Source organism: Staphylococcus devriesei, from assembly GCF_002902625.1.
GTDB classification, from domain to species: Bacteria; Bacillota; Bacilli; order Staphylococcales; family Staphylococcaceae; genus Staphylococcus; species Staphylococcus devriesei.
Window position 1 is genome coordinate 14270 of sequence record NZ_PPRG01000022.1, and the last position, 25053, is coordinate 39322.

The window sequence follows — 25053 nt, forward strand, 5'->3', positions numbered from 1 at the left end:
GCAACCAATATAACGACATTGTTAAGCTTAATTATACCGGGAAACTACTTAGCATCTAAACCGATAATCTCGCTTACATTGTTATAGTTATGTTGTTTTAAATATTTAGCAATATCTTTGTTGATTTTTTTAGTTAGGCCTGGACCCTCAATAACTAAAGATGAATAAATTTGAACGAGTGAAGCACCGTTTCTCATCATTTGAATAGTATCTTGAGCACTAAAGATACCACCAGTTCCAATAATTAAGAATTCACCATTAGTTTGTTGATAAGCCCATTTCACTAATTCTAAGTTTCTTTTGAAAAGGGGTTGCCCACTTAATCCGCCGTCTTCTACTTTATTCGGTGATGTTAAACCATCACGTTTACGTGTTGTGTTGGCCAGAATCATACCATCGAATGTTTCAGTAATTGCCGGCAAGATATTTTTAAAGCCTTCTAACTCTAAGTCAGATGTTAATTTTAAGAAAATAGGAACATTGATTTCTGTAGAAGCTTTGAAATCTTTTAATGCCTGGCATAACATTGAAAATTCATCTTTATCATGGAAACTTTGTAAATTCTCAGTGTTGGGTGAACTAATATTAACGGTAAAGAATGATACATCTGATTTAAACGTATCGATGACTTTAATGTAATCTTGATAACGCTCATTATAAGCCGTTGTTTTATTAACACCTACATTTAAGCCAACTGGAATATGATAGGCATGGCGATGTAAATTACTTAACGCTTTGTTCATTCCGCTATTATTAAAGCCCATGCGATTGATTAACGCATTATCTTCAATTAAACGATACATACGTGGTTTAGGGTTTCCATCTTGAGGTTTAGGTGTAATCCCGCCTAACTCAAGGGCGCCGAAACCAGCATTTTCAAGTGCTTTAGGGACTTCACAAGATTTATCGAAGCCTGCTGCTAAACCGACTGGGTTATTAAATTGAATGCCTTTAATTGTTTGAGATAGTGAAGGATCTTCGTAAGTAAATAATTTGTGGATAATAGGTAATAAGAAAGGACGTTTTTGTGCGACTTTTAACGCATCAATTGTCATACCATGTGCTTTTTCTGGGTCGAATTTAAATAATAGAGGTTTGATTAATTTGTACATAATAATGCTCCTATTTCATTGTATTTGAGGCTTACTATCCTCATTTAATATCATTGAAAAACATTTCTATATTAGACTAGCATTTTCATTACTAATTTCATAGTCTATTTATTTAGTGTTTGAAATTTTGCCTCAAATTTGGAAGATGAAGTAAATTTATGATAAAGATTAAAGTACACATTTTCAGGAAATATAATAATAAGGATTATCAATTAAAGGAGGATACCTTTATGAATCAAGAATGGCAAGACCAGTTACCATTGGATAATATACAAGAGATTACACCGGTAAGTGGGGGCGATGTGAACGAAGCGTTCAAAGTAACCACAAAAGACGATGTCTATTTCTTATTAGTGCAACGTCATCGTGATAAATCATTCTATGCCAATGAAATTGCCGGGCTAGAAGCGTTTGAAGAAGCGGGCGTTACGGCACCGCGCGTGATTGCTAACGGGGAAATTAAAGATGATGCCTTCCTAATCTTAAGCTATTTAGATGAAGGTACGAGTGGTAGCCAACGTGAATTAGGACAATTAGTAGCTAAAATGCATAGCCAACAACAACCTGAAGGTAAATTTGGGTTTGAGTTACCACATGAAGGTAGTGATATTTCATTTGATAATTCGTAGTCAGATTCATGGGTAGAAATGTTTGTTGAACGTCGAATGGATCATTTAAGAGATGAACTAATGCGCAAAGGTTTGTGGAACGAAGAAGATAATAAAGTGTATCAACAAGTACGTACGGTCATGGTTAACAGTTTAGAAGATCATAAGAGTAAACCATCACTGTTGCACGGTGACTTATGGGGTGGCAACTATATGTTCTTAACAGATGGCACTCCGGCGCTATTCGACCCAGCACCATTCTATGGCGATAGAGAATTTGATTTAGGTATTACGACAGTATTTGGTGGCTTTACTCAAGAATTCTATGACGAATATGAGAAACATTATCCTTTTGGAAAAGGATTACGTAAACGCTTAGAATTTTATAGATTATATCTCTTCATGGTTCACTTACTTAAATTTGGTGGAATGTACGCAAGCAGCGTCAACCGTTCAATGAATGAAATCCTAGCATAAATACCGAATTATATAATATAAGAAGAACCTGAGAAATAAATAGCTTGGTTTAAAAATAATACAGATACTTCGAAAAATGTAGTTATATTAAGGGTTAAGACATTGTTTAGTTTAATGTCTTAGCCCTTTTTAAATCAGTTTATATTGTCTACTCTTTTAGTCTGATTATGAGCTAAATTCATTTTTCGGATTTAGTATTTTGTTAATATGTGAGTATCATTTTACTGTTTTGGGAGGGCGATGTTTGAAGAAGATTATAATTAATCTAATTACGTTAGCTATAGTGATAGGCTTGGGAGTATTGGCCTTTAACTTAATTAATCGCATTGATTTTAGCGATATAGATAATCAGAGCACGAACGAGTCGACGTTTGATTGGGAAGACCATAGTCGGCTTACACATGGTTTCGGGACTTATAATCATGATTTAGAATTTAACGGGAAGAATGCCCATTACGGTAACGATTATGACTTGCCAGAAGATACTGAAGTATTAGCAGCTACAGATGGTACGGTCACACGTATTTTTAAAGATAAATTAGGTGGAAAAGTTTTACAAATCTCAGAAACCAATGGTCAATATTATCAATGGTATATGCATTTGAATGAGATTAAAGTAGAACAAGGGGAACAAATAAAAGCGGGTGACGTTATCGCATTATCAGGTAATACAGGCGAGCAAACCACAGGACCACATCTTCATTTTCAAAGAATGAAAGGTAGTATTGGAAATCAATTTGCGGAAGACCCACAAGATTTTATAGATAACTTACCAGAAGGCGAGAATAGTTTATTTAATATATAAAAGAAGCTTGAAGCGGGCTTGATTCTAATTTAACATTAGACCACTTCAAGCTATTTTTTGTTCATCGCTCGGTTCTGCTCAAATCCTAAACATTTTTGCTCCAACCTTCGTGTTTATAATTATTTTAGGAAATATTAAAAATAATATTCTGAAAATTTAGAATTTATGATATAGTAAATTCTATCATCAATTAAGAACATGTTCATCTTAAGTTTGAATGTAACACCGTGGGAGGTTTTAGAATGACAACAGAACTTAGAAATATAGGCGTTAAAGAGTTTACTTTTAGAGTACTATCCGGGGTAGCGATTGGTATCGTCGTAGGTTTAGTACCTAATGCGATCTTAGGGGAAATTTTTAAAGCGCTTATGCATCATCACCCAGTTTTTGGAACATTATTACATGTGGTACAAGCAATGCAATTTACCGTACCAGCCTTAATCGGAACATTGATTGCTTTGAAATTTGAAATGACACCGCTCGCTATAGCCGTGGTGGCTAGTGCGTCGTATGTGGGTAGTGGCGCCGCTCAATTTAAAGACGGAGCTTGGGTTATTGCTGGTATTGGGGATTTAATCAATACCATGATTACAGCCACTATCGCAGTATTATTTATCTTATTAATTGAAAAGCGTGTAGGAAACATGGCGCTTATAGTTTATCCTACAATCGTAGGTGGCGCAGCTGCTACAATTGGTGTATTAATTTTACCTTATGTACATATGATTACTACAGGTATTGGTAACATGGTTAATAGCTTTACTGAATTACAACCAGTCTTAATGTGTATGTTAATTTCAATGGTCTTTAGCTTCATTATTATTTCGCCACTTTCAACGGTAGCTATTGCGATTGCGATAGGGATTGCAGGTCTTGCTGCCGGTTCAGCATCGATTGGAATATCTGCTACTGAGGCAGTATTGTTAATTGATACGAGTAAAGTGAATCGGGTCGCTGTACCAATTTCAATCTTCTTCGGTGGCGTGATGATGATGATGCCGAATATGGTTAGATATCCAATTATTATGTTGCCGATTTTAGTTACAGCGGGTATCTCAGGTATTGTCGGAAGTTTCATCGGTATTACTGGTACAAAAGAATCAGCAGGATTTGGTTTTATCGGAATGATTGGACCTATCAGTGCGTTCAAGTTTTTACATGTTGATTCTACAGTCCTTAGCATTGTATTAATTGTTTTAGGCTTCTTCGTGGTGCCATTATTAACAGCTTATATACTAGATATCATTTTCCGTAAAGTTTTACGTCTATATACAAACAATATCTTTAAATTTATGGGTTAACCACCTTTATATATCGAGTTGATAGACTGCAATTCATAAGCAGTTTATCAACTCTTTTTTTATAAAAATCAAAAGTAAACTAAATTATATAATTGTGTATCAATAAATAATGTTACAATATAAATGAGTAATATGATAAATAAAGGGTGAATCGTATATGACGACTAAAATTGAAAAATTAGCATTAAAAACTGCAGAGCTTACAAGACAAACACATGACTTAGGTATTCCGGTTATGATCTTATTTGAAGGGGTCCCAACATCAGGTAAAACACGCTTAGCAAATGAATTATTGTTAAATTTTGATGCGAAGTATACTCACTTTATTGCGACACAATCATCACAAGGCGATGATTTGAGATATCAATTTTTACAAAAATATTGGAATACACTACCTAAAAAAGGTGATATTAATATCTACTTTAGAAGTTGGTACTCTCACTATTTAGATTATCGTGAAAATGAAATCAAGCATGATAAATATAAAAACTATGATGTATTAAAAGAACAAATTGATTCGTTTGAAGGTATGTTAGAACAAGATAATTATGAAATTATCAAGTTTTTCATAGATATTAATGAAGAAAAACGTCAAGAACATATTAAACAAACAAAGGCTAATCCGTTAACACGTTGGAAAGTTCAAGAATATACCAATGTATTATCGACTCAAACTTATTTAGATGATATGCATGGATTTATTAAAAATGATAAAACATGGCAAATTATCGACTACACAGAGCGCCAAAGTGCAACTGAAAAGATGTACGAACATATTATTAAACGTTTAGAAAAAGCCATTGAACAGCATAATAAAACTAAAAACAAACGTGATGGTAAATTCACGCCAAACTTTACTACTAATTTATTTGATATTAATGTAGAAAAAGTTTCCAAAGGTCAATACAAATCATTAATCACTGACTTACAAAATCGTATGCGAGAAATACAATTCGCATTATATGAAAGAAAAATTCCATTAATCTTAGTATTTGAAGGCATGGATGCAGCAGGTAAGGGTGGTAATATCAAACGTATTAGAGAGAAACTTGACCCTACAGGTTATGAAGTCAATGGTATCAGTGCGCCAACAGACGTAGAGTTAAACCATCATTACTTATGGCGCTTTGCGAAAGATATGCCTCGAAGCGGTCATATCGAAATGTTTGATAGAAGTTGGTACGGTCGTGTACTTGTAGAACGTATCGAAGGGTTTGCGACAGTTAAAGAATGGCAACGTGCGTATGAAGAGATTAATGCTTTTGAAAAAATGTGGACAGATGAAGGCGCAATAATATTAAAATTCTTCCTTACATTAGATAAAGAACAACAGTTAAAACGCTTTAAAGAACGCCAAGTTAACGTCCACAAACAATGGAAGATTACGGATGAAGACTGGCGTAACCGTGAAAAATGGGATTTATATGTCGAAGCAAGCCACGATATGATTGAAAAAACACATACAGACTACGCACCTTGGCTCGTTGTGCCTGCCGATCATAAGAAAACCTCACGCATTGAAATATTAAAATACATTATTCGTGAATGTGAAAAAGTCCTTTGGGGCGTAAAAGATTATTAATACTATTAATATAGAAGAAAGACGATTCAAATAAGAAATTAAATATTTAGAAATACATCAATAAAGCATCGATTGAATTATTAAAATTTAGCCGATGCTTTATTTTTTTTGAAACATCCTGTCATTTTTTGGCGATTATAAACACTAAATATAGACGATTAAACAAGTCTTAAGTTTTTGCATTATAATAGATAGAATAAGTGAATTTTAAATAACTACCACATCGTTAACATTGATTGAATATAATCTGCAACTATATTAAGAATTTTTTTAAACATTCTAAAATGAAATATATATCTATACGAAGTATTATAAAGTTATTCAAGTCTGGCAAGATAGTATTTTCATCCATATTTTATAGAATGATTTCATAAATTTTAACCAAACTATAAAGAAAATAAATAACGTCCAAATTATAAGAAATATTACGGTATTGTAACAAAACGGAAATTTGTAATATTACGAGCGTTGTAAAACGATTGTAAATTTCCCAAGAAAATAATGTAAAATCATGGTTCATGATGAAATTTTAAACAAAATACCCAGGAAATCATTGTTACAGAAGACAACAACAATATTTCAATGTTACAAAATCAATTCCTCATTGTAATTTTTTGTAAGATAAGCGTAATACTATTGGCGTTTTTTTATGATATAGTACTTATTGTCAAAAGTTAAACAACAGAGCAAAACACTATAACTAAAAAATTAACAATACGAAAAATATAAATTACATTTTTGGAGGAATTATTTATTATGAAAAAGACAGTTATCGCTTCATCATTAGCAGTAGCATTAGGAGTAACAGGTTATGCATTAACTTCAGACAACAGTGCACACGCATCTGAGTCAACATCTAACTATGATCAATTAGCTAACTTAGCTCAAAACAACCCATCAGAATTAAACGCTCACCCAGTACAAGCTGGTGCATACAACATCACATTCGTTAAAGACGGTTTCCAATACAACTTCACTTCAAATGGTAAAACTTGGTCTTGGAACTACACTTACGTTGGTGGCGCTGACACAGCTTCAACAACTACACAAGTTACTCAAGCAGCTCCAGCAACTGATTACTCAGCTTCATACAACAACCAAGCTTCAACTCAATCAGTAAGCTCAAACCAACAAGCTAGCCACGCTAACGTAAAAACTGTATCTGCACCATCTACAAGCAGAACAACTAGCTACAGTGCACAAACAACTTCATACTCAGCACCTGCAGCATCAACTTCATCAGCTTCAACTGGTGGTTCAGTTAAAGCTCAATTCTTAGCTAACGGTGGTACTGAAGCAGCTTGGAACGCTATCGTAATGCCAGAATCAGGTGGTAACCCTAACGCAGTTAACCCATTAGGTTACAGAGGTTTAGGTCAAACTAAAGAATCTTGGGGTTCAGGTTCAGTAGCTTCACAAACTAAAGGTTTAATCAACTACGCTAACAGCCGTTACGGTTCATTAAGCAACGCTATTGCTTTCCGTTCTAGCCATAACTGGTGGTAAGATTTACAGAAATAACTGGATAGCATATCGAGTTATTGAAGAGAGAGGTAGACATATGTCGGCCTCTTTTTTTTAGTTATTTAATATACACTGTAGTTTAAAGTTTATCGATACGCGTTATAGGAAATATTAAGGACTAATAATTAGAAAGTGTTGACGATATATGACATTAAAAAAGGTTGTAACACTTGGAATATTCCATAGTATGTATTGGTTTTCTATTCAAATGACCATTTCTTACCTTTTCGCGAAGTTACCACTTACTTTTTTTGAAAAGTACGGACATGTATTTAAGTCTTTATCATGGGAAGAAAATGGTAATTTATGGAATACGTTGGTTCAAATTAATAGATGGAAGAAATATATACCAGAAGGTAACAAGCTAATTCCAAATATATACAATAAGAAACAATTAACATCATTTAAAACATCCAATATATACAGAATGATATTAGAAATGCGACGTGCAGAGTTGGTACACTGGTTATCGATTTTACCCGTAATAGTGTTTGTAAAAGCACCTCGATATATTAAAATAATTAATTTTTGCTATGCGTTATTAGCCAACATCCCAATTATTGTGGCACAACGCTATAATCGTCCGAGATTAGAACGCTATTATCAATTGAAAAGGAAACGAGGCGAACACGATGTCTAAAAAAAGTATTATAGTGATTGGCGGAGGTTTAGGCGGCATCTCAGCAGCCATCCGACTAGCTCAAAGTGGCTACGATGTCACATTATATGAGAAAAATAATCATATCGGTGGTAAGGTGAATCGTCTTGAAACGCAAGGCTTTGGCTTTGACTTGGGCCCATCTATTTTAACGATGCCTTACATATTTGAAAATTTATTCCGTTATAGTCATAAAAATATGGCAGATTATGTCACGATTGAACGTTTGCCATTGCAATGGCGCAGTTTCTTTACAAATGGTGAAACTATTGATCTATATGAAGATTTAAATCAAATGTTGAAAGCTAACGACAATTTAAATGAAGAAGATATTCAACAAGTACATGATTTTCTTAACTATGCAGAGAAAGTACACCGCTTTACAGAGGAAGGTTATTTTGCGTTAGGGCTTGATACGGTATCTGAAATCATTAAATATCAAGGTCCTTTCACTGCGTTAAAAGGCGTCGATTACTTTTCAACGATGCAACAAGCTATTAATCGCTATGTTAAGAAACAAGAATTAAGAGATATGTTGGGTTACTTCATTAAATATGTAGGTTCTTCTTCATATGATGCGCCAGCTGTATTAACGTTATTAATACATATGCAATATGAACAAGGGTTATGGTACGTTAAAGGTGGCATTCATCTTCTTGCGCAAGCACTAGAACGTTTAGCACGTGAAGAAGGTGTAGATATTCATACTGGCGTAGACATTAAAAGTATTGATACTTATTTCCATCGCGTGTCAGGTGTAAGGTTAGATGATGGCACGCATGTTGAGGCTGACTACATTGTAGCGAATAGAGAAGTGGTTCCAACCTACCGTGATTTGCTTCATTTTTCAGAGGAAAAGTTGGCTAAATTAGAAAAAACGTATGAGCCAGCTAGTTCTGGGTATGTGATGCACTTAGGCGTAGACAAGCAGTACCCACAACTGGCGCATCACAATTTCTTATTCTCAAGCGATTCTAAACGCAATTATCATGAAGTCTTTCACGACAAGGTTTTACCACAAGATCCAACTATCTATTTAGTCAATTCTAATAAAACTGATGCGGCGCAAGCACCTACAGGCTATGAGAATTTGAAGGTCTTGCCACATATTCCATATATTCAAAATGAACCGTTTACTGAAGCACAATATGCTCAGTTTCGTGAACGTGTCTTAGATAAATTAGAACGCATGGGTCTAACAGACTTACGCCAACATATTGTATATGAAGATGTGTGGACGCCTCATGATATAGAGCGACATTATGCTTCTAATAAAGGTGCGATATATGGTGTGGTTGCTGATAGAAAGAAAAATAAAGGCTTTAAGTTTCCTAAACAAAGTCAACACTTCGATAACTTGTTCTTTGTTGGTGGTTCTGTTAATCCAGGTGGCGGTATGCCAATGGTAACGTTAAGTGGTCAACAAGTCGCTGATAAAATTAATCAACTTGAACAAGATCGTCATTAAGTGTAAATATAATGAGGTGAATGATAAATGAAAGGTTTAGAGATATTACTTCATAGCTTTATAGGCATTTCATCCTTGTGTGGTCACTTCATGTATAATAAACGGCATTTGCTACATTTTCAAAAGTCAAAAGTTGTTGATAAAGACCTGACTGTAAGTATTATTATCCCAGCGCGCGATGAAGCGAAACGGCTGCCCAAATTATTGAAAAGTATAGCCCGACAATCGATAAAAGCTGAAGTCATTGTAATGGATGATGGCTCCAAAGATAATACGGTTGAAGTGGCTAATGAATTTGGGGCATGTGTATATCGAGTTGGGGAGAATACTGATAATAAACGTTGGTATGGTAAATCCTATGCGTGTTATGAAGGTGTGAAACATGCAACCTCTAAGACGATAATATTTATAGATGCAGATGTCGTATTAATGAATGAACATGTGTTAGAAGCGATAATGCAAACTTATGCTCAACAATCGTATCGCGGTTTATTAAGTGTTCAACCTTATCACATTGTACAACGACCGTATGAACAAGCATCAGCTTTATTTAATTTAATGACGGTAGTAGGTATGAACCAATCATCAACCTTGGCTAACTCTCAAACTCAATCTTTGGCATTTGGTCCAGTTACAGTCATGAATCAAACAGATTATGCTTTAACGGAAGGTCATAAAAGTGCGCAAACACATATCATTGAGGGTTTCGCTTTAGGTCAAGCCTTTCAACAACATCATCTACCCGTGACGGCTTACGAAGGACAAGGGCATATCGGCTTTAGAATGTATGAAGAAGGCCCTAAATCGTTAGTCGAAGGTTGGACAAAGCATTTAGCAGTAGGCGCCTCGGCAACACAAGGACATATCATGGCAATGATTATTATTTGGATGATAGGCACGATGACTTCAAATTTAGCTTTAATTTTGGGATTAGTAGTGAAATCATTGTCATTTAAGCGTATATGTGTATCATATGGAATATACACAATACAATTTGTGAAATTACATAAAAGAGTAGGTAGCTTTTCACTCTTATTTTTAATACTGAATCCACTTTTATTTTGGATATTTATTTTGATTTTTATGAATTCATATCGTCACATTTATTTTACGAAAACGGTAAAATGGAAGGGACGTACTTTTAATATTAATGATTAATGCATAACAGGGGGTTCTCCATGAGAACATTAGAAGAAAGTTATCAATATTGTCATCAAATTATGAAAGATTATTCTAAAAGTTTTTCATATGCATTTGATATGTTGCCAGAACAACAACGACAAGCTATCTGGGCGATTTATGCCGTATGTCGAATTGTTGATGATAGTATCGATATACATCAAGATGTGGACTATTTACATAAAATCCGACGTGACGTTCAATTAGTTGAACAACACGCAACAATACCTGAAACGTTTGAAAGTGATGAGGCTATTATGACGGCATTTGCCGATACTGCAACACATTTTCAAATGAATTACCAAGCCCTTTATGACCTGATTGATGCAGTAGAAGCAGACCAAGATTTCGAAATGTTCGAGACAGATCAAGGGTTACTAGATTATTGCTATGGAGTTGCAGGCACGGTAGGCGTATTGTTGATTCCAATTTTAGCAACGCCACCAACTGATGAAGCTTATGAATATGGTAAGCAACTAGGTGAAGCTTTGCAGTTAACTAATATCTTACGCGATGTAGGTGAAGATTTTGAAAATGGACGCATCTACTTTAGTGTGAAACGTTTAAAAGCGTATGACGTTTCAATCGCGGAAGAGGTAGAGCGTTCTAAGCCATCAGAAGCCTATAAAAAATTATGGGAAAGCTATGCTAAACTCGCAGATGATAATTATAACGAAGTTTTAAACCATCTAGAAGTATACAACGAAGAAGCACGTATGATTATTGAGTTAGCCGCAGAAGTATATCGAGGCATTTTAACTGAAGCAAGAAAAGCAGATTACACGCTAAAAAACCGTGTCTATGTATCAACATGGAAGAAAAACAAAATCTACCGTCAATTAAAGAAAAAATATAAAGTATAGGTGGGAAAGATATGAAGATAGCCGTAGTAGGCGCAGGGGTAACCGGGTTAGCAGCAGCCGCTAGATTAGCTGCACATGGACATCAAGTGACAATCTTCGAGAAGAACGAACAAGTAGGCGGACGTATGAGCCAATTTAAAAAGGATGGCTTTACATTTGATATGGGACCGACCATTGTAATGGTTCCAGATGTGTATAGAGCTGTATTTGAGGAAAGTGGTAAACGTTTTGAAGATTACATAGATATGAGACAACTGACGCATATCTTTGATATCTATTTCTCGGATAAAGATAAAGTAAGTGTGTCGACTGATTTAGCGCAGTTAAGCCAAGCGCTAGAAGCTATCGAACCTGGTTCAACGCCAGGGTTTATGCAGTTCTTAACCGACGTGTATAGACGTTATGAAGTTGCACGTAAATATTTCTTAGAACGTACCTTCCGTAAGCCGAGTGAGTTTTACAATCCACTGACGTTATATCGTGGTCTTAAACTAAGAACGTTTAGCAAAGCGAATCAACTTATTGACGATTACGTTTCTAATGAAAAGATTCGTAAATTACTCGCGTTCCAAACGTTATATATAGGTATCGATCCTAAACAAGGGCCATCTATTTATTCAATTATTCCAATGATTGAAATGGTCCATGGCGTGCACTATATTAAAGGTGGAATGTATGGATTAGCACAAGGTTTATTAAAACTTGGCCAAGATTTAGGTGTTGAAGTTCGATTAAACGCAGATGTACAAGAAATTATTATCGACCCTAAATTTAAACGTGCAGATGGTTTACGTGTGAATGATGAAATCCATCGCTTTGATAAAGTGTTATGTACTGCAGATTTCCCGTATGTCGCGCAACATTTGATGCCATCTCATGCACCATTGAAGAAATATTCTCCTGAAAAGGTAGACAACATGGACTACTCATGTTCAGCTTTTCTTATCTATGCCGGTATAAATAGAGAGTTACGTGATAAAGTACATGTGCATAATGTTGTATTCGCTAAAGACTTTAGAGGCAATATTGATGATATCTTTAGTGGTAAAATGCCAGATGACCCTTCTTTATATCTTTATTTTCCAGCAGTAGAAGACGACGAGTTAGCGCCAAAAGGTCAAACTGGAATGTACGTGCTTATGCCTGTCCCAGAATTGAAAACAGGTGAAATTGATTGGAATGACCCAAATGAGATTGAACGCGCCAAAGAAGTGGTTTATAGCAAAATAGAAACAATTGAAGAACTTAAAGATGTGCGTAAAGATGTAGTTTCAGAAACAATCTTTACACCGCTAGACTTTGAAAGTCGTTATAACGCTAAATTTGGTACGGCATTTGGTTTAATGCCTACTCTTACACAAAGTAACTATTATCGTCCAGCTAACGTGTCGAAAGATTATAAGGATTTATACTTCGCAGGCGCAAGTACACATCCTGGTGCAGGCGTGCCAATTGTCTTAACGAGCGCTAAAATCACGGCAGAAGCAATGTTAGAAGATATTAATAAAGGAATTTAAATACTAAATAGTTAGATTAAATCTGAAAATTATAAATATTGACAATATTTTACGACCTGATAAAATAAATAGTAATTCAAAAGAACTTATCCAGAGAAGTGAAGGGATTTGGCCCGATGAAACTTCAGCAACAGGCTTAACATATAAATAGTACTGTGCTAATTCCAAAGAGGTAACGCCTCACAGATAAGTGTCATGTACAAAATAACGCTATATGCCACTTGGGAAAGTGGTGTATAGCGTTATTACTATATCTAAAGGGGGATCAAGATGGTCATTTCAAAGAGATTAGCCGCAATACCAGAAAGTTACTTTGGTAAAACGATGGGGCGAAAAGTTGAACATGGACCTTTGCCACTGATAAATATGGCAGTAGGTATTCCAGATGGCGAAACGCCTAAAGGTATTGTGGATCATTTTGCAGAAGCAGTGCGTCTACCTGAGAATCAAAAGTATGGAGCTTTTCATGGTAAAGAATCATTTAAAGAAGCCATTGTGAATTTCTATCAACGTCAATATAACGTGGAATTACATAAAGATGATGAAGTATGTATTCTATACGGTACCAAGAACGGACTAGTTGCTTTACCGACGTGTGTCGTTAACCCAGGGGAGAATGTACTGTTGCCTGACCCCGGTTATACAGATTATCTGGCAGGTGTGATGCTAGCCGACGCGAATCCCGTACCACTCAATTTATCGCCTCCTGGCTATTTACCAGATTGGGAGCGTGTAGATAAAGCGACTTTGGCACATACATCATTGATTTACCTTACTTATCCAAACAATCCGACTGGCTCTACTGCTACGTCAGAAGTGTTTGATAAAACGATTAAGCGTTTTAGAGGAACACAGACGAAGATTGTTCACGACTTTGCCTATAGCGCATTTGGTTTCGATGCAAAGAACCCGAGCATTCTAGCCTCTGAACATGGGAAAGACGTCGCAATCGAAATTTTCTCATTATCAAAAGGTTATAATATGTCAGGTTTCCGAGTCGGATTTGCAGTAGGGAATAAAGAAATGATTCAAGCATTGAAGAAATATCAAACCCATACCAATGCAGGTATGTTTGGGGCCTTACAGGATGCTGCCACATATGCGCTAAATAACTATGATGATTTTTTAGAAGAACAAAACGCTACGTTTAAACGTCGTCGTGATACTTTTGAAGCACGTCTAGCTGAAGCACAATTACCTTTCGTACATTCAAAAGGAGGCATTTATTCATGGTTACAAACGCCGCCAGGGTATGACAGTGAAGCGTTTGAACAGTATTTATTAAAAGAACAATCCATTTTAGTCGCCCCAGGTATTCCATTTGGAGAAAATGGCCGTCATTACGTCAGAATCTCCTTAGCATTAAACGACAGTGATTTAGAGGAAGCAGCCGAACGGTTAGCCTCATTAGCACATTTATACGACAACTAAGAACACAATAAAGGATGATAAATAATGTTAAAAATTAAAATGATGAGCGTCAGAGATGAAGATGTACCTTTTATCGAACAATGGGCACAAGATAATCAAGTTGAAATAGAGATGAATAAAGAACTATTAACCGATGATAACGTGGACAGCGTGAAAGGATTCGACGGTGTATCATTATCTCAACAACATCCTCTTTCAGAATATGTATTTGCCAAATTACATGACTTTGGTATTAAGCATATCGCACAACGCAGTGCAGGATTCGATATGTACGACTTAGACTTAGCGACAAAGTATGATATTGTTATTTCCAATGTTCCTTCATATTCACCAAGTTCCATTGCAGAATTCGCTGTAACACAAGCGATTAATATTGTGAGAAATCAAAATGATATTCAACGTAAAGTACGTGACTATGATTTCCGTTGGGAGCCTTCTATATTATCACGTTCGATTAGTGATTTAACGGTAGCTGTTATTGGTACAGGACGTATTGGTTCTGTAGCAGCTAAGATCTTTGCGAACGGCTATAATAGTAATGTTATTGCGTATGATCCTTTTCCAAATGAACATGTAGCGAAATATGTCGAATATAAAAATACGTTAGAAGAAGCAGTAGCAGAAGCGGATATTGTGACGGTACATATTCCGGCTACACAATATAATGGACACCTATTTAACGAAGCAATATTTTCAAAATTTAAAAAGGGCGCAGTATTTGTCAATGCAGCAAGAGGTTCAATGGTGGATACTAAAGCTTTACTTGCTGCGCTAGATAGTGGTCATCTTAAAGGCGCAGCTTTAGATACTTATGAATATGAACGTGGCTTATTCCCAGGAGACTATCGAGGTAAAGACATTAACGACGGACTATTGGATACACTCATTGAACGAGAGGATATTCTGTTAACACCACATATTGCTTTTTATACGGAAGCGGCTGTTAATAATTTAGTAGTAGATGCATTAGATGCTATTATTGAATTTCGTAACACTGGAACTACGAAATTAAGAGTTAACTAAATAAGAAGAGTCGTACTAATACCTTACTATAATTTTTAAAATTTCATAGTTTCGGCTCATAAAAAAGGCGTAAAGATGACTAAATCACCTTTACGCCTATAATATTAGGGTTGATATCCTACGTTTTTAAAATCATGTATTCAAGGTTATTTTACATCGTAACCTTGGTCTTCAATGGCTTGTTTCATTTGATCAACTGAGACTCTGTTTTCATCATAATCGACTCTAACTTCACTTTTTTCTAAATTAACTTCAGCTGTTGTAACGCCGTTTAATTTAGCTAAGGCAGATTCGATAGCATTTCTGCAATGATCACAGCTCATGCCGTCTACTTTAATTGTTTCATTAATCATCTGTGTCACCTCCAAAGAATCACATTAGTATATACCCTTATTCTACTCCTTTATATATATCAAAGAAAAGAAAACGTGACGAAATCATAAATTAAAGTTAATTTTTAGGAAAGTGCGTATAATTTTAGCATATAATTAAATGTTTATTATAATTTCATACGTTTTAGGCGTAGAGCATTACTTACTACACTGACTGAACTTAAAGCCATTGCAGCACCGGCAATCCATGGCGCCAATAATCCCATAGCAGCAATTGGAATACCAGCTACATTATAGCCAAAGGCCCAGAATAAATTCTGTTTAATATTACGGATGGTTTGATCACTGGCATGAATAGCTTTAGGAACTAAGTGAATATCGCCACCTAAAATTGTTATATCGGCCGCTTCAATCGCTACTTCTGTACCTGTGCCCATCGCAATACCAATATCTGCTTTCACAAGTGCAGGGGCATCATTAATTCCATCACCCACCATCGCTACTTTATGTCCTTTGTCTTGTAATTGCGCTATATGTTGGGCTTTATCTTCAGGTAGAACACCAGCAATAACTTGGTCGATGCCTACTTCTGAAGCAATCGCTTGAGCGGTACGTTGATTGTCACCAGTTAACATGACAGTATGAATATCCATATTAGTTAACTGTTGTACCGCTTCTTTTGCAGAAGCTTTCACAGTATCTGCTACAGCAACCATACCTTGTAATTCGCCATCATAAGCAATTAACATCACTGTATGACCATTCGCTTCCATATTTTCCATTTTTTGTCGATAATCTGTAATATCAATATTATTATCTTGCATTAACTTTCGATTACCTACTAGTAAATATCGGCCATCAATAAATGCTTGGATGCCATGTCCTGGCAAGGTTTTATAGTCTTCTACATCTATTTGAGTGACATTTTGCTCATTAGCATATTGTACTATCGCAGTAGCCAACGGATGTTCTGAATTACTTTCAGCTGATGCAACTAGTGCTAGTGTCTCTTTTTTACCTTGAAAATGAGTTACCTCAGGTTTGCCATGTGTAAGTGTACCTGTCTTATCAAACACTATCGTGTCGACTTGGTGTGTACGTTCCACATATTCGCCACCTTTAAATAAAATGCCGTTTTCAGCAGCTCGTCCTGTACCTACCATAATTGAAGTAGGTGTAGCGAGACCTAGCGCACAAGGGCAAGCAATAACTAATACTGAAATCATTGCGACTAGTGCGTCTTCAAATTGACCTGGATGAACAAGTGTTATCCAAATTAAGAATGTAAGTATAGCGATTCCAATAACGATAGGTACGAAATAACCCGAAATGATATCCGCAAGGCGTTGAATAGGGGCTTTAGAGCTTTGAGCTTCCTCTACAACTTTAATGATGTTAGATAACGCTGTATCTTTACCAACGTTGGTTGCTTTAATAGTGATGACACCATTTGAATTCATTGTAGAACCGATTACGTTATCATCAACTTTCTTATCTACAGGCATAGATTCACCAGTCAACATAGATTCGTCGACAGCCGTCTCACCTTTAATGATTTGACCATCAACTGGAATTTTTTCACCAGGCTTAATTAATAATATATCGTCTACATTAACTTGATTCAGAGGGACCATTTGTTCAGTGCCATTCTCTGTAATAATACGTGCTTCTTTCGCTTGTAGATTTAATAGTTCACTTAATGCGTTAGTAGTTTGAGATTTAGCACGTGCTTCTAAATATTTTCCAAAAAGGATTAACGTAATTAAAACGGCGCTTGTTTCAAAATAAAGATGAGGTATAGAAGGTGTACCAATTAGCCATTTAATCATTTCATAAATACTAAAGAAGTAGGCTGCACTTGTACCTAGTACAACGAGAACATCCATATTAGCGCCCCCATTGCGTATATTCTTATAGGCACCCACATAGAATTGCCAACCAATAATAAATTGAATAGGTGTAGCTAACACGAGCTGAAACCAAGGATTCATTAAAAGATCAGGTAAATTCATATTAAATAAATGAACAAACATCGTCATCAGTAAAGGTAAAGCTAAAACTGATGAAATAATTAATTTGTTACGTTTATGCTTTAATTCTTTTTCCTTTCGAGATGCTTGCTGTTCTTCTGTTTGTTTAGGTTGAGCATCATATCCTAAATTTTGAATACGTTCAATTAGGGCATCAACATCAGTCTGCCCTGGATAGTAACTAATCATAGCTTGTTCGGTAGTTAAGTTTACGGTTGCTTGTTTAACACCAGAGGCTTTGTTTAACACTTTCTCAATACGATTAGAACAAGCAGCACATGTCATACCAGTAATATCTAGCTCAGTTTTATCGGTTGCGACATCGTAACCAAGCTTTTGAATGTTAGAAACGAAGTCACTTACGGTATAGGTGTTGGGATCATATTCAATATTTGCTTTTTCAGTTGTTAAGTTCACTTGTGCATTAACACGGTCCATTTTATTTAAGCGTTTCTCGATGCGATTTGAGCAAGCGGCACAAGTCATACCCGTCACATCTAAGGTCACGTTACTAGTTTGGCTCATCATTTTACCTCCAATTCATTTCATTACCAATATACCCCCTAAGGGTATTGTAGTCAATCATTCCATTTATTTTAATAATTTAAAAGCCTAGAACACTTTGTTAAACGTGTTCTGGGCTTCTATCGTAAGGCATTAAAATGAAATAAAGTTATTCTACTAATCAATTAAAAAAAGTCGGATGGTTTAAAATCTTCTAAGTTTAGGTCTTTAAAGTTGTTAAAATTATAGTTGGAAATGGTTTGAACTAATTCGCCATTTTTAGCTTCGTCATAGTATTTGTTCACATCGCTCACGACGTCATGGTCTTGAAATGTTTTAACTATACCTAAAATGACAAGCAGCGTAACGACTCCTTTTAATAATACTCTCATTTATAATCGCACTCCTTTTATTTATATACACTGTGATTGATAGATGGTCAATTTGAAAACTTATTTTAATTATAAAGCCCTAACATCTTAGTTTCATGCGTCTATAGTATTGATGTTAAGTGGTGCTAAAGTCGGAAATAGCTTATCTAAAGAATTTAACTGGTGTATGATTCAATTTAATTATAAATTAATTTGTTGTTTTGAAAAACCATTAAATGGGAACGAGTAAGTAAATGGAAAAGGAGTGTGTTTAAATGAATTTATTAGATTTTCATAAACAAATTAAAGGCTATACTCAAGATCAACAACCTGGTATTGAAAAAGATATGGACCCTAAACCAGTAGCGGAATTAGATGAATATAAAGCAGCAGGCAAGTTAAAAGGTAAAGTAGCATTAATTACTGGAGGAGATTCAGGTATCGGTCGTTCAGTAGCTATTTTATTTGCCAAAGAGGGAGCTAATGTTGCGATTGGTTACTATAATGAACACGAAGATGCAGAAGAAACAGTGAACCGTCTTAAAGAAATTGGCGTTGAAGCTAAAGCTTATGCACATGATTTAAAAGACGCTGAACAATCTAAACAACTTGTGGACAATGTAGTTAAAGATTTCGGTGGCTTAAATATTTTAGTAAATAATGGGGCAGTTCAATTTCCACAAGATAATTTCTTAGATATTACACCCGCTCAATTTAAAGAAACATTCGATACAAATATCTTTGGTATGTTCTTCTTAACGCAAGCTGCCGTTCCTCATTTAGGAGAAAATGATGCGATTATAAATAGTACAAGCATAACGGCATATCGTGGTTCAGGACACTTAATCGATTACTCTGCAACTAAAGGTGCGATTGTGTCATTCACACGTTCATTAGCAACTACATTAATGGAGAAAAATATTCGCGTTAACGGTGTAGCGCCAGGACCAATTTATACTCCATTAATCCCTGCTACATTTGATGAAGATAAAGTGGAAAATCAAGGTGGCGATACTCCGATGGGTAGACGTGGCCAACCAGCTGAACTTGCACCTGCCTATGTCTTCCTAGCTACAAATGCAGATAGTTCTTATATAACTGGTCAAATCATTCACGTTAACGGTGGAGATTTTATTACTTCATAATATAGCAACACTACTTATGGTCTAAGGCATTATTACTTTATTGATGTCTTAGACTTTTTTAATTAGATAATTTATATTTTATTCTACTCTTTTCAAACAATTAAAATAATTTGTAAAATATGGTTTACTTGTGAATTGAATGGGAATAAATAAACTACACCTAGAGATTCGTGGTAATTATGACACCTTATGATAGTTTTAAAAACATTTTAAGGAGGAATTTTTAATGTCTGAAGAGAAAAAAATGACGCACGAGGAAGCAGGCCAAAAAGGTGGAGAAGCCACATCGTCAAATCATAATAAAGAATTTTATAAAGAAATTGGCGAAAAAGGCGGTAAGTCACAATCAAGTAATAATAAGTAAAATCAATCATTAAAAACGCACAAAAGTAGCTATGAAGAAATCGATGTATGATGTGACAGATTTTTTTATAGCTATTTTTATGTGTATTTTTCATATATAGAGGTTAAAATTCAATGAGAAGATTAAAAGAAATAGGTGAAGCATATGACGGAAAAAGAAAAGATGTTAGCCCATAAATGGTATGATGCTAACTTTGATGAAGAGTTAAGCGATGATCGAAAGCGCGCAAAAGATTTGTGCTTTGAATTTAATCAGACGCGTCCTAGTCATACTAACAAACGCCTTGAAATTTTAACCGATTTATTTGGTTATCCTTTAGAAAATGTGGCTATTAATAGCCCATTCGACACGGATTACGGTTGGAATGTTAAATTAGGTCATAATGTATTTGTAAATAGTAATTGTTATTTTATAGACGGAGGCGGTATTACTATCGGTAACGATGTATTTATAGGACCATCCTGTGGCTTCTATACGGCGCATCATCCACTGACGTATCAAGAACGTAATAAAGGATTAGAATTAGCTCAACCGATTATTATTGGAAATAATATTTGGTTTGGAGGTAATGTGGTCGTCACACCAGGCGTAACAATAGGCGATGGTTCAGTAATCGCTGCCGGTAGCGTAGTAACTAAAGACGTCCCACCTAATAGTTTAATAGCTGGTGTTCCTGCGAAAGTCGTTAGAACTATTGATGAGAATGATGCACCAAATTTTAAGGAAAATAAATAGACAGATAAGCGTTTTTAGTATAATACTATTTTAAAACTTTTCAGACAATATAGTGTAAGCGATTGCAAAACATAGGGATTACATAGTAGAATGAAGTTAATGATACGAATTATCATTTTTATGTAAGACAATATTTTACTGATTTTAAAATATTTAAAAATAAATAGGGGGTAATTAAGAATGGTAGTACCTTTCAAAAATGAACCTGGGATTGATTTTTCAGTACAAGAAAATGTGGAAAGATTTCAAAAAACATTAGAACAAGTAAAAAGTGAGCTTGGTCAAACACTTCCGATTGTGATTGACGGCGAACACATTACTAAAGATGATACATTTGATTCAATTAATCCAGCTAATACATCTGAAGTCGTTGCGAAAGTATCTAAAGCAACAAAAGAAGATGTAGAAAAAGCATTTGAATCTTCAAATAAAGCATATAAAGAATGGAGCAGATGGTCACACAGAGACCGTGCTGAACTCTTACTTCGTGTAGCGGCAATTATTCGTCGTCGTAAAGAAGAAATTTCTGCAGTGATGGTTTATGAAGCGGGTAAACCATGGGATGAAGCGGTTGGCGATGCTGCTGAAGGTATCGACTTTATTGAATACTATGCACGTTCAATGATGGAATTATCAGACGGTAAACCTGTGTTAGACCGTGAAGGTGAACACAATAGATACTTCTATAAATCAATTGGTACTGGCGTAACAATTCCACCTTGGAACTTCCCATTCGCAATTATGGCTGGTACAACATTAGCGCCAGTCGTAGCTGGTAACACAGTATTATTAAAACCAGCCGAAGACACTGTATTAACTGCCTATAAATTAATCGAAATCTTAGAAGAAGCAGGTCTTCCTAAAGGTGTAGTTAACTTCGTACCGGGTGATCCAAAAGAAATTGGTGACTACTTAGTTGACTCTGTTCATACTCACTTCGTAACATTTACAGGTTCACGTGCAACAGGTACACGTATTTATGAACGTAGTGCCGTAGTTCAAGAAGGTCAAACATTCTTGAAACGTGTAATTGCTGAAATGGGCGGTAAAGATGCGATTGTTGTAGATGAAAATACAGATACTGACTTAGCAGCAGAATCAATCGTTAATTCAGCGTTTGGTTTCTCTGGTCAAAAATGTTCAGCTTGTTCTCGTGCCATCGTCCACAGTTCAGTATATGACGAAGTATTAGAAAAAGCAGTCGAACTAACTAAAGAATTAACAGTAGGTGACACTGTAAATAATACTTACATGGGTCCAGTTATTAATAAAAAACAATTCGATAAAATAAAAAAATATATCGAAATCGGTGGTAAAGAAGGTAAAATTGAAATTGGTGGCGACGCTGATGATTCAACAGGTTACTTCATCAACCCTACTATCATTTCAGGCTTAAAATCTTCTGACCAAGTTATGAAAGAAGAAATCTTCGGCCCAGTTGTTGGATTCACTAAATTCGATAACTTTGACGAAGCAATTGATATTGCCAATGATACAGATTATGGCTTAACAGGCGCTGTAATTACAAATAACCGTGAACATTGGATTAAAGCAGTAAACGAATTCGATGTAGGTAACTTATACCTTAACCGTGGATGTACTGCAGCAGTTGTAGGTTATCATCCATTTGGTGGTTTCAAAATGTCAGGTACTGACGCAAAAACAGGTAGCCCTGACTATTTATTAAACTTCTTAGAACAAAAAGTTGTATCAGAAATGTTCTAAGGCATGACTTGCAAATAAAATATAGTGTGAGGTAAAAATATCTTAGACTAAAATTAAACGACAATTTCTGTTCAATATACCAGGAATTGTCGTTTTCTATATATTATTTAAATGTATAGTTGAAATAGATTGGGGATTAACTGGCGAATTTTAAGTTAAATAAAACTATTCGCGTGCTTTAACATTTAAAAGTTTATGGAATATTTGATCCATATGTTGAGAATTAATGGTTGCGTGCTCATTCATTTTCCATTCTATAAATGCTGCTAATACTGAACCGAAAACATAAGAAATTAAACTTTTAGGGACAGTGTGATCTACTTCTAAACAATGCATATTGTTTTTAAAGTCGTTTTGAACAATCTCAATTAAATAGTCATTATATATCTTTTTAAATTCTTTATCGTCTTGTTGTTTCATTTCAATAAGAAATAACTCTTCTTTGTTAAAAGACTTGGCAAGCACTTGAAAAGGATTGTTTATTCTTTCTTTAATATCGGTTGAAAAGTAGTCATCGCCAGTTAACTTAAATAAATATACCAATATTTCTTTTTTGTCATAAAAATGTTTATAGAACGTGGTGCGATGAACATTAGCGTTCTCGCAAATTTTATTTACGGTTATAGTAGAGTACACTTCTTCCTCAAGCAAAAAGTATAAACTATCTGTTAAAGCTTTTTTAGTCTTGATGACTCTTATATCTTCATTATTCACATCTTTTCTCTCCCCACATGTATGCAATAGTGAAATAAAATAAGAAACACATTTTAAATAAGTATAAAATAGATAAATACATAAATAAACATGTAATTACAATTAATAAGGCCTTTAAGTATAAAAATTAAAACAACTATTTTTGTAAAGTAAATGTTGAGTTCAAGATAGCGTAATATTAGTTTCAAACAAGCTATAAAGGGTATATTATTTAAAATAAATATTTGAAAATAGAAGCATTAGTTAACTATTTTTAAAAATAACAGTGTTTTTATAAAGTAAGTTTATAAAATACTAAGATAAATAGGGATAAACATTAGGGGAGGAAGATGAATAATGAAAGGTAGTAAAAGATTAGAACAGATTAAAGAAGATAACAAAAAGCAATTAAAGAAATTATTTAAGTATGAAAAAGACAACGCGTTATCTTTTAGTAAAGAAGACCGTGAAAAAGTTCAAGATAAATTTGGGGTTTATGTTATTTTTGATAAAAAGAAACCAATATTTGTAGGTCAAACTGGCGGTTACTCAACTGGCTATCAACCTATCTCTAAAGATTTATTTAATAAGTTAGGTCAGTACAATCTAAAATCTGGTGTCGGCACTACAAAATTTAAAAAAGCTTTAGCTCATGAAAAAGGCTTAAAAGAAGACGATATTAAAACAATTACAGCTGAGGATTATAATTTAAAATTCCAATATGTAAATGTTAAAGATGAACCAGCCTTCATCAACGTTTTAGAAATTTTAGCGTTAGAATATGCTAAAGATAAAGGTTACGAATTATATAACTTTAGCTAAGAATGTAATCATATAAATGACTATATCAGGGCGGGACGAAATCTGTGAGATAACATTAGATTTCTGTTCTGCTTATTTTTAATTTCTAAAGCAGTTATAGGTAAGTAGGATTATAATAGTTTAAAAAAGAAATTAAGGATTAGGAGGAAGTCGATGCCTTATTCTATGCTTTATAAATCACCGGTAAAAAATTTAGAAATTATTAGTGATGGTTCCAACATTACTCATGTATTGTATAAACATGACACATCAACGTTAAGTTATCCTGAAAAACCTGATTTAAAGGTATTTCAAAGTGTGACAAGATGGCTAGATGACTATTTCTTAGGAAATAACCCTACAATAGATTTCCCCCTCGCTCCGTCAGGAACTGATTTTCAAAAAAGCGTCTGGAAGATATTACAAACTATCGAATATGGAGAGTTGAAAACATATGGCCATCTTGCACAAGAAGTCGGTCGACAGCTCAATAAACCTAAAATGTCAGCACAAGCAGTAGGTGGAGCAGTTGGAAGAAATCCCATCTCAATTATTATTCCATGTCACCGGATTGTAGGAAAAGATGGTAGTTTAACAGGATATGGTGGAACGATTGATAATAAAATTAAACTCCTTGAATTAGAACGAGTGAATATGGCCCAACTCTACAGACCCACCCATACTACAAAACCTTAAAATTATTTCGTCATAAAACTGCATGGTAAATGGAATATTGTTGACGAGACTCCTAAGGGAAGAGGATGAGCGTCGAGACCGAGGCTCGACCCATCCCCCCTAGGAACGC

The 25053-nt window shown here is 35.0% G+C and carries 22 protein-coding genes, 1 pseudogene and 1 riboswitch; of the genes and pseudogenes, 18 read left to right on the top strand and 5 right to left on the bottom strand.

Annotated elements, in window-relative coordinates:
- Positions 1–44 precede the first annotated feature (44 nt).
- Positions 45–1112, bottom strand: a complete 1068-nt coding sequence (locus CD147_RS03355) for a quinone-dependent dihydroorotate dehydrogenase (protein WP_103166033.1) — start codon at positions 1110–1112, stop codon at positions 45–47.
- Between the two features lie 230 nt (positions 1113–1342).
- Between CD147_RS03355 and CD147_RS03360 the strand changes: the two are divergent.
- From CD147_RS03360 to CD147_RS03415, 12 genes and pseudogenes are all read left to right on the top strand, one after another.
- Positions 1343–2197: pseudogene (locus tag CD147_RS03360) on the top strand (fructosamine kinase family protein).
- 244 nt (positions 2198–2441) lie between these two features.
- The gene (locus CD147_RS03365; RefSeq protein WP_103166034.1) at positions 2442–3002 is read left to right on the top strand and encodes a M23 family metallopeptidase; all 561 of its coding nucleotides are present in this window, start codon (positions 2442–2444) and stop codon (positions 3000–3002) included.
- A gap of 242 nt (positions 3003–3244) precedes the next feature.
- A complete protein-coding gene (locus tag CD147_RS03370; RefSeq protein ID WP_103166035.1) occupies positions 3245–4303 on the top strand; it encodes a PTS sugar transporter subunit IIC in 1059 nt (352 codons plus the stop codon).
- Between the two features lie 157 nt (positions 4304–4460).
- Positions 4461–5885, top strand: a complete 1425-nt coding sequence (locus CD147_RS03375) for a phosphate--AMP phosphotransferase (RefSeq protein ID WP_103166036.1) — start codon at positions 4461–4463, stop codon at positions 5883–5885.
- A 756-nt stretch (positions 5886–6641) separates the two neighbouring features.
- Positions 6642–7391 carry an aggregation-promoting factor C-terminal-like domain-containing protein gene (locus CD147_RS03380; protein ID WP_103166037.1) on the top strand — a complete coding sequence of 250 codons (750 nt, stop codon included), beginning with the start codon at positions 6642–6644 and terminating at the stop codon, positions 7389–7391.
- A 163-nt stretch (positions 7392–7554) separates the two neighbouring features.
- On the top strand, positions 7555–8049 hold the full coding sequence (locus CD147_RS03385) for a glycosyl-4,4'-diaponeurosporenoate acyltransferase CrtO family protein (RefSeq protein WP_103166038.1): 495 nt from the start codon (positions 7555–7557) through the stop codon (positions 8047–8049).
- Complete coding sequence (locus CD147_RS03390) at positions 8042–9535, top strand: phytoene desaturase family protein (RefSeq protein ID WP_103166039.1); 1494 nt, start codon at positions 8042–8044, stop codon at positions 9533–9535. Before CD147_RS03385 ends, CD147_RS03390 begins: the two co-directional genes overlap by 8 nt.
- Before the next feature lie 27 nt (positions 9536–9562).
- Complete coding sequence (locus CD147_RS03395; protein WP_103166040.1) at positions 9563–10693, top strand: glycosyltransferase family 2 protein; 1131 nt, start codon at positions 9563–9565, stop codon at positions 10691–10693.
- Between the two features lie 20 nt (positions 10694–10713).
- On the top strand, positions 10714–11577 hold the full coding sequence (locus tag CD147_RS03400) for a phytoene/squalene synthase family protein (RefSeq protein ID WP_103166041.1): 864 nt from the start codon (positions 10714–10716) through the stop codon (positions 11575–11577).
- Between the two features lie 11 nt (positions 11578–11588).
- Positions 11589–13094 carry a phytoene desaturase family protein gene (locus tag CD147_RS03405; protein ID WP_103166042.1) on the top strand — a complete coding sequence of 502 codons (1506 nt, stop codon included), beginning with the start codon at positions 11589–11591 and terminating at the stop codon, positions 13092–13094.
- 83 nt (positions 13095–13177) lie between these two features.
- Positions 13178–13287, top strand: a riboswitch (SAM riboswitch).
- A 77-nt stretch (positions 13288–13364) separates the two neighbouring features.
- The gene (locus tag CD147_RS03410) at positions 13365–14525 is read left to right on the top strand and encodes an aminotransferase class I/II-fold pyridoxal phosphate-dependent enzyme (protein WP_103166043.1); all 1161 of its coding nucleotides are present in this window, start codon (positions 13365–13367) and stop codon (positions 14523–14525) included.
- A 24-nt stretch (positions 14526–14549) separates the two neighbouring features.
- A complete protein-coding gene (locus tag CD147_RS03415) occupies positions 14550–15548 on the top strand; it encodes a D-lactate dehydrogenase (RefSeq protein WP_103166044.1) in 999 nt (332 codons plus the stop codon).
- Positions 15549–15694: 146 nt separating this feature from the next.
- On the opposite strand, the gene copZ is transcribed toward CD147_RS03415, so the two are convergent.
- The 3 genes from copZ to CD147_RS03430 all read right to left on the bottom strand — a co-directional run bounded on the left by copZ (position 15695) and on the right by CD147_RS03430 (position 18806).
- Complete coding sequence (gene copZ, locus CD147_RS03420) at positions 15695–15901, bottom strand: copper chaperone CopZ (RefSeq protein ID WP_167409740.1); 207 nt, start codon at positions 15899–15901, stop codon at positions 15695–15697.
- 146 nt (positions 15902–16047) lie between these two features.
- A complete protein-coding gene (locus tag CD147_RS03425; protein ID WP_478212435.1) occupies positions 16048–18438 on the bottom strand; it encodes a heavy metal translocating P-type ATPase in 2391 nt (796 codons plus the stop codon).
- 161 nt (positions 18439–18599) lie between these two features.
- Positions 18600–18806, bottom strand: coding sequence for a hypothetical protein (locus CD147_RS03430; RefSeq protein WP_103166046.1), 207 nt, complete (start codon positions 18804–18806; stop codon positions 18600–18602).
- Between the two features lie 254 nt (positions 18807–19060).
- On the opposite strand from CD147_RS03430, the gene CD147_RS03435 reads away from it, so the two are divergent.
- The 4 genes from CD147_RS03435 (at position 19061) to pruA (ending at position 22754) form a co-directional block, all read left to right on the top strand.
- A complete protein-coding gene (locus CD147_RS03435; RefSeq protein WP_103166047.1) occupies positions 19061–19930 on the top strand; it encodes an SDR family oxidoreductase in 870 nt (289 codons plus the stop codon).
- Positions 19931–20156: 226 nt separating this feature from the next.
- On the top strand, positions 20157–20294 hold the full coding sequence (locus CD147_RS03440; protein WP_103166048.1) for a KGG domain-containing protein: 138 nt from the start codon (positions 20157–20159) through the stop codon (positions 20292–20294).
- 144 nt (positions 20295–20438) lie between these two features.
- Positions 20439–21029, top strand: a complete 591-nt coding sequence (locus CD147_RS03445; RefSeq protein ID WP_103166049.1) for a sugar O-acetyltransferase — start codon at positions 20439–20441, stop codon at positions 21027–21029.
- Positions 21030–21209: 180 nt separating this feature from the next.
- Positions 21210–22754, top strand: a complete 1545-nt coding sequence (gene pruA, locus CD147_RS03450) for an L-glutamate gamma-semialdehyde dehydrogenase (protein WP_103166050.1) — start codon at positions 21210–21212, stop codon at positions 22752–22754.
- Positions 22755–22919: 165 nt separating this feature from the next.
- Here pruA and CD147_RS03455 read toward each other — a convergent pair whose 3' ends face one another.
- The gene (locus CD147_RS03455) at positions 22920–23468 is read right to left on the bottom strand and encodes a TetR/AcrR family transcriptional regulator (protein WP_103166051.1); all 549 of its coding nucleotides are present in this window, start codon (positions 23466–23468) and stop codon (positions 22920–22922) included.
- Between the two features lie 336 nt (positions 23469–23804).
- Between CD147_RS03455 and CD147_RS03460 the strand changes: the two genes are divergently transcribed.
- Positions 23805–24269 carry a hypothetical protein gene (locus CD147_RS03460; protein WP_103166052.1) on the top strand — a complete coding sequence of 155 codons (465 nt, stop codon included), beginning with the start codon at positions 23805–23807 and terminating at the stop codon, positions 24267–24269.
- A gap of 153 nt (positions 24270–24422) precedes the next feature.
- Positions 24423–24944 (top strand): methylated-DNA--[protein]-cysteine S-methyltransferase, encoded by a 522-nt coding sequence (locus tag CD147_RS03465; protein ID WP_103166053.1) that lies wholly within the window; start codon positions 24423–24425, stop codon positions 24942–24944.
- Positions 24945–25053 lie beyond the last annotated feature (109 nt).

What these genes read in the sequence shown, in the direction of transcription:
- CD147_RS03385 (WP_103166038.1), top strand. Translation starts at nt 7,555, where the DNA reads ATGACATTAAAAAAGGTTGTAACACTTGGAATATTCCATAGTATGTAT.
- CD147_RS03465 (WP_103166053.1), top strand. Translation starts at nt 24,423, where the DNA reads ATGCCTTATTCTATGCTTTATAAATCACCGGTAAAAAATTTAGAAATT.
- CD147_RS03355 (WP_103166033.1), bottom strand. Translation starts at nt 1,112, where the DNA reads ATGTACAAATTAATCAAACCTCTATTATTTAAATTCGACCCAGAAAAA.
- CD147_RS03375 (WP_103166036.1), top strand. Translation starts at nt 4,461, where the DNA reads ATGACGACTAAAATTGAAAAATTAGCATTAAAAACTGCAGAGCTTACA.
- copZ (WP_167409740.1), bottom strand. Translation starts at nt 15,901, where the DNA reads ATGATTAATGAAACAATTAAAGTAGACGGCATGAGCTGTGATCATTGC.
- CD147_RS03415 (WP_103166044.1), top strand. Translation starts at nt 14,550, where the DNA reads ATGTTAAAAATTAAAATGATGAGCGTCAGAGATGAAGATGTACCTTTT.
- CD147_RS03435 (WP_103166047.1), top strand. Translation starts at nt 19,061, where the DNA reads ATGAATTTATTAGATTTTCATAAACAAATTAAAGGCTATACTCAAGAT.
- CD147_RS03400 (WP_103166041.1), top strand. Translation starts at nt 10,714, where the DNA reads ATGAGAACATTAGAAGAAAGTTATCAATATTGTCATCAAATTATGAAA.
- CD147_RS03395 (WP_103166040.1), top strand. Translation starts at nt 9,563, where the DNA reads ATGAAAGGTTTAGAGATATTACTTCATAGCTTTATAGGCATTTCATCC.
- CD147_RS03380 (WP_103166037.1), top strand. Translation starts at nt 6,642, where the DNA reads ATGAAAAAGACAGTTATCGCTTCATCATTAGCAGTAGCATTAGGAGTA.
- CD147_RS03405 (WP_103166042.1), top strand. Translation starts at nt 11,589, where the DNA reads ATGAAGATAGCCGTAGTAGGCGCAGGGGTAACCGGGTTAGCAGCAGCC.
- CD147_RS03390 (WP_103166039.1), top strand. Translation starts at nt 8,042, where the DNA reads ATGTCTAAAAAAAGTATTATAGTGATTGGCGGAGGTTTAGGCGGCATC.
- CD147_RS03425 (WP_478212435.1), bottom strand. Translation starts at nt 18,438, where the DNA reads ATGATGAGCCAAACTAGTAACGTGACCTTAGATGTGACGGGTATGACT.
- CD147_RS03460 (WP_103166052.1), top strand. Translation starts at nt 23,805, where the DNA reads ATGAAAGGTAGTAAAAGATTAGAACAGATTAAAGAAGATAACAAAAAG.
- CD147_RS03410 (WP_103166043.1), top strand. Translation starts at nt 13,365, where the DNA reads ATGGTCATTTCAAAGAGATTAGCCGCAATACCAGAAAGTTACTTTGGT.
- CD147_RS03370 (WP_103166035.1), top strand. Translation starts at nt 3,245, where the DNA reads ATGACAACAGAACTTAGAAATATAGGCGTTAAAGAGTTTACTTTTAGA.
- CD147_RS03445 (WP_103166049.1), top strand. Translation starts at nt 20,439, where the DNA reads ATGACGGAAAAAGAAAAGATGTTAGCCCATAAATGGTATGATGCTAAC.
- CD147_RS03440 (WP_103166048.1), top strand. Translation starts at nt 20,157, where the DNA reads ATGTCTGAAGAGAAAAAAATGACGCACGAGGAAGCAGGCCAAAAAGGT.
- pruA (WP_103166050.1), top strand. Translation starts at nt 21,210, where the DNA reads ATGGTAGTACCTTTCAAAAATGAACCTGGGATTGATTTTTCAGTACAA.
- CD147_RS03430 (WP_103166046.1), bottom strand. Translation starts at nt 18,806, where the DNA reads ATGAGAGTATTATTAAAAGGAGTCGTTACGCTGCTTGTCATTTTAGGT.